The 5,000-nt window shown below is 65.0% G+C and carries 5 protein-coding genes (1 of these 5 running past the window's edge); 4 read left to right on the plus strand and 1 reads right to left on the minus strand.

Annotated elements, in window-relative coordinates; translation table 11 throughout:
• The first annotated feature begins 366 nt into the window (after positions 1–366).
• The 3 genes from CO675_RS21630 (at position 367) to CO675_RS21640 (ending at position 3,396) form a co-directional block, all read left to right on the plus strand.
• Positions 367–1,041, plus strand: a complete 675-nt coding sequence (locus CO675_RS21630; RefSeq protein ID WP_097673903.1) for a GntR family transcriptional regulator — start codon at positions 367–369, stop codon at positions 1,039–1,041.
• A 114-nt stretch (positions 1,042–1,155) separates the two neighbouring features.
• Positions 1,156–1,956: a phytanoyl-CoA dioxygenase family protein gene (locus tag CO675_RS21635; RefSeq protein WP_097673904.1), complete on the plus strand. Its 801-nt coding sequence runs from the start codon at positions 1,156–1,158 to the stop codon at positions 1,954–1,956.
• Between the two features lie 132 nt (positions 1,957–2,088).
• Complete coding sequence (locus CO675_RS21640; protein ID WP_097673905.1) at positions 2,089–3,396, plus strand: NAD(P)H-dependent oxidoreductase; 1,308 nt, start codon at positions 2,089–2,091, stop codon at positions 3,394–3,396.
• Between the two features lie 179 nt (positions 3,397–3,575).
• On the opposite strand, the gene CO675_RS21645 is transcribed toward CO675_RS21640, so the two are convergent.
• Positions 3,576–4,661, minus strand: coding sequence for an NAD-dependent epimerase/dehydratase family protein (locus CO675_RS21645; RefSeq protein ID WP_097673906.1), 1,086 nt, complete (start codon positions 4,659–4,661; stop codon positions 3,576–3,578).
• A gap of 297 nt (positions 4,662–4,958) precedes the next feature.
• Here CO675_RS21645 and CO675_RS21650 point away from each other — a divergent pair, with 297 nt between their 5' ends.
• Positions 4,959–5,000: the 5' portion of a TRAP transporter substrate-binding protein gene (locus CO675_RS21650; protein WP_097673907.1), read on the plus strand. The gene runs 1,047 nt beyond the window's last position; the window shows 42 of its 1,089 coding nt (coding positions 1–42); it begins with the start codon at positions 4,959–4,961; the stop codon falls past the right edge of the window.

Raw genomic sequence — 5,000 nt, forward strand, 5'->3', positions numbered from 1 at the left:
GTTCCAACCGCTTGGCAACACTACTCCACAGCCATATGCGATTCCCCTACCCCACAAGGGGGGAGGGAGCCTGACCCACGTGCTCACCTCACCAGTTGATCTTCGCACTGCGCCTCACAGGTACCGCGACCCCGGTCTCTGGCCATTCCCTCCCCCCTTGTGGGGGAGGGTCAGGGAGGGGGATGCCGCTTGCTCCGCTGGGCAATTGAGGCTGACTGATCGCCGCGACCTGTCAGAGCCTCGGGAGAAATGTTGAACTCTCAATCGGTTAGCATCGCCGGAAAACTCCCGCCTTGACCGCTCCCGCTACCCGCAGTAGCCTTCTCTTCGAACACGGAATTCCGTATTCCAATTTGGACTGATGGCATGATCCCGTTGGACCCGCTTCCGAACCTGATCGATCAGGTCTACGGGCGATTGCTCGAAGCAATCATCGACCGCACGCTACTGCCCGGTCAGCGCATCACCCAGAACGAGCTTGCCGATCGGCTCGGCGTCTCGCGCCAGCCGATCTCGCATGCGCTGCATCTGTTGCACCGCCAGGGCCTCGTCGCGGAAAGCGGCAAGCGCGGCTTCGAGGTGACGCAGCTCGATCCACAGCGCATCCGCGAGCTCTATGAAGTGCGCGGCGCGATCGATGCGCTGGCGGCGCGGCTGGCCGCAACGCGTGTGAAAGAGGATTCCGCGGCGCGCGCGCAGCTCGAGAGCGCGCTCGAAGCCGGACGCGCGATCGACGGCGACGCGCCGCTGGCGCGCCTGATCGCACTCGACGTCAACTTCCACAGCGCGATCTACCGGCTCGCCGGCAATCCCGCGATCGAGGAAATGATCGCGCCGCAATGGCCGCATATGCGCCGCTCGATGGCGACCGTGCTCGTCGAGCTCGATTACCGCGACAGCGCCTGGACCGAACACGAGACCATCGCCGCGCATATTTTCTCCGGCAACGCCTCAGCCGCCGAGGCCGCCGCACTGGCGCATGCACAGACGGCGGGGCGGATGACCGAAGAGAAGCTGAGGGCAATCGACGTGGCGGCGTGATGTCTACGCCGTCGTTCCGGGATGGTGCGCCAGCACCAGACCCGGAACCTCGAGATTCCGGGTTCGATGCTGCGCATCGCCCCGGAATGACAATAACAACAGGAGGAAAGCACCATGAAACTGACCCAAGAGCAGGTCGAATTCTTTCATCGCGAAGGCTGGCTGTTCCTGCCCGAGCTGTTCAGCCAGGAAGAGGTCGATTTCCTCGCCCGCGAGGCGGTCGCGATCTATGACGCCAACCGCCCCGAGGTGTGGCGCGAGAAGAGCGGCGCGCCGCGCACTGCCTTCGCCGCGCATCTCTACAACGAGGCGTTCGGCCTCCTCGGCGCGCACCCGCGCATGATCGACCCCATCGAACAGCTTTTCGGTGAGAAGGTTTACATGCATCAGTTCAAGATCAACGCGAAGGCCGCCTTCACCGGCGACGTCTGGCAGTGGCACCAGGACTACGGCACCTGGAAGCGCGACGACGGCATGCCGGAGCCGCGTGCCATGAACATCGCGATCTTCCTCGACGAGGTGATGCCGATCAACGGCCCGTTGATGCTGGTGCCGCAGAGCCAGACCGCCGGCGACCTCAAGGCGTCGCACGATCTCGAAACCACGTCCTACCCGCTGTGGACGCTGGACGAAGAGACGGTGACCCGGCTCGTCAAACAGGGAGGCATCGTCGCGCCGACCGGCAAGCCCGGCGGCATGCTGATGTTCCACGGCAATCTGGTGCACGGATCGAGCGGCAACATCACGCCCTACCCGCGCAAGATCGTCTATCTGACGCTGAACGCGGTGTCGAACTACATCCGCACCCCGACGCGGCCCGACTACATCGCGCACCGCGACTTCACGCCGATCCAGACGGTTGCCGACGACGCGCTGCTGCGCCTGGCCCGCGCACCGCGGCAGGCGGCGGAGTAGAATCCCTGATGTCGTTCCGGGGGCGGTGCGAAGCATCGAACCGCAGATGCGCAATTGCGCATCGGGGAACCTCGAGATTCCGGGTTCTCGCTTCGCGAGCCCCGGAATGACGGCTTTGGATTGGAAGATCAAATGAACCTGCATCACCTCCTCAAAACCCGCGCCGCCGCCGGCAAGCCGGTTCGCGTCGTCCTGATCGGCGCCGGAAAATTCGGCTCGATGTTCCTGTCGCAGGTGCCGCATACGCCGGGGCTCGAGGTACCCGTGATCGTCGATCTCGACCGCGATCGTGCGCGCGAGGCGTGCCGCACCGTCGGCTGGGACGATGCGCGGATCGCCGCCACGACCTTCACCGACGACGGCGCCCGTGCGATCGCAGGCGGCGCGTTCGACGTGGTGGTTGAAGCCACCGGCAATCCAGCGGTCGGCATCCGCCATGCCCGCGCGGCGATATCAGCCGGCAAGCATGTCGTGATGGTCAATGTCGAGGCCGATGTGCTGGCAGGTCCGCTGCTCGCCGAAGAGGCGCGCAAGGCCGGCGTGGTCTATTCGCTCGCCTACGGCGACCAGCCGGCGCTGACCGCAGAGATGGTCGATTGGGCGCGCGCCACAGGCTTTCGCGTCGTCGCCGCCGGCAAGGGCACGAAATATCTGCCGGCCTATCACGACGTGACGCCGGAGGGCGTGTGGCAGCACTACGGGCTCACCGCGGGCGAGGCGCAATCCGCCGGCATGAACCCGCAGATGTTCAACTCCTTCCTCGACGGCACCAAATCCGCGATCGAGATGGCGGCGATCGCCAATGCCTGCACGCTCGACGTGCCGTCGGAGGGCTTGCTGTTTCCGCCCTGCGGCGTCGACGACCTGCCGCATGTGATGCGGCCACGCGAGAAGGGCGGCGTGCTGGAGAAATCCGGCATCGTCGAGGTGGTGTCGTCGCTGGAGCGCGACGGCCGCCCGGTGTTTCGTGACTTGCGCTGGGGCGTCTATGTGGTGCTGGAGGCGCCGAATGATTACGCCGCCGATTGCTTCAGGCAGTACGGCCTCAAGACAGACTCATCCGGCCGTTATGCGGCGATGTACAAGCCGTATCATCTGATCGGGCTCGAGCTGAACATTTCGGTCCTGTCGGCGGCGCTGCGCAACGAACCAACCGGGCAGCCGCGCGGCTTCCGCGGCGACGTCGCAGCGGTGGCGAAACGCAATCTGCGCGCCGGCGAGATGCTCGACGGCGAAGGCGGCTACACGGTGTGGGGCAAACTGATGCCCGCGTCCGCCAGCCTTGCCGCCGGCGCGCTGCCGATCGGACTCGCGCATCGGGTCAAGCTGAAGAACGACATCGCCCACGGCGCCGTGGTGCGCTGGAGCGATGTCGAGGTCGACGAGCGCAACGATACCATCAAGACGCGCAAGGCGATGGAGCAGGCGTTTTCGCGCTGACGCCTCCTTCACCTCTCCCCGCGCTTTGCGGGGAGAGGGTCGGATCGCGCCCGCGATCCGGTGAGGGGCGAGGCACACTGCTCAACAAACAGCGAGGTGCTCGCCGGATAGAGCCCCGCACCCCAGCCCTCTCCCCGCAAGAGCGGGGCGAGGGAGTGGTTAGAGCAGAGCCCAAACAACTACGGCAGCAGCCGGCTCGCCTTCGCGAGCTTGAACCATTTGCGGAACATCGCTTCGGTATCCATCATCTCGGTGAAGCCGGCCTGGTTGATCTTCACGGTCGACACGATCGAGGGCGGACCGGATTCGATCTGCCCGTAGCGCATGCTGTAATCGGCATATTGGAACGACAGGCCGACGAACTCTTCCAGGCCGGGTGCGATCAGATCGTGCTTGCTGCGCAGCTCCTCCCACAGCGGGATCCATTTCGGATACTCCTGCGCCAGCGACAGCGGCACATGCCGGCCCGGTGCCATCTCAAGCGCATCTGACACCGCGGGCCAGATATTTTCCCAGGTGAAGACGTCGCCATTGGTGACGTTGAACGCTTCGTTGCGCGCGGTCTCGGCATCGCCCGACCAGGCGATCGCGCGCGCCAGGAGATCGACGTCGACCGCTTGCGCGACGCGCGGCGCGCCGCCGGGATAATCCAGCGGCCTGCCTTGTTCGCGCAGAACAGCCGCATAGACGCCGAGCGGCGGGATCAAATCCATCGCACCGCCCATCGCTTCGCCGATGATCAGCACCGGGCGCAGGATGCTCCAGTGCCAGCTCTTGCCGCGTTGCAGCTCACGCAGGAAATTCTCCTGCGCCCAATAGAAATTCGGCTGCTCGTACATCTCCGAGCGGCCCTCGCGCGCCGGCACCGTGAGCGGCCGGACATGCACGCCATAGGCCTTGGTGCCCTGCAGCAGCGCGACATGTTTGAGATCTGGCGCGACGGGCTCGAGCACGCCCATCAGGTTGCGCAGCATGCGGTCATTGGTTTCGATCTGCCCGGCATCGCGCCAGCCATCGACCAGGCTCGGCGCTTCATAAAGTGCGGCATAGATCAGGTGCGTTGCGCCGGCGAGCTCGGCCGCGGCGCGGCGGCAATCCTCGGCGCTGGTGAGGTCGATTCGCACGTGCTGCGCACCATAGAGATCGCGCGGCTTGCGCCGCGACAGCGCGATACGCTCGCAATCGCCGGATGCGCCGAAGTGTCGCAAGGCGGCGTTGCCCACGAGGCCGGTCGCGCCGGCGACCACGACTTTCTTGTTGGCCATGTCCTTGAACTCCCATCAAACTCGCCTGCCGTCGTAGCAGATCGCAGCACGGCCGACAGGTATCGGATGAGACCAGCAGCGCCGATTTCCCTTCGCAACTGCAACGAAGGCGAGCGCTTGATTTCCTCCGGCAAACCATCATCCTGACCAGTGGAACCGAAGGCTCGGATTTCCACACACAAGAGCCCGTCGAGGGCCACCGGACACATCACCACAGCAACGTCGATCGATCGGCGAAGAAAGACGGCATCAAGATCGTTCCCCTTGTCGAGGCATCGGCACACAGGAGGGATACGCATGAAGCGTCGTGATTTCTTGAGGGCAGGCGGCGTCGGGCTG

Source organism: Bradyrhizobium sp. C9 (genome assembly GCF_002532045.1).
GTDB lineage: Bacteria > Pseudomonadota > Alphaproteobacteria > Rhizobiales > Xanthobacteraceae > Bradyrhizobium.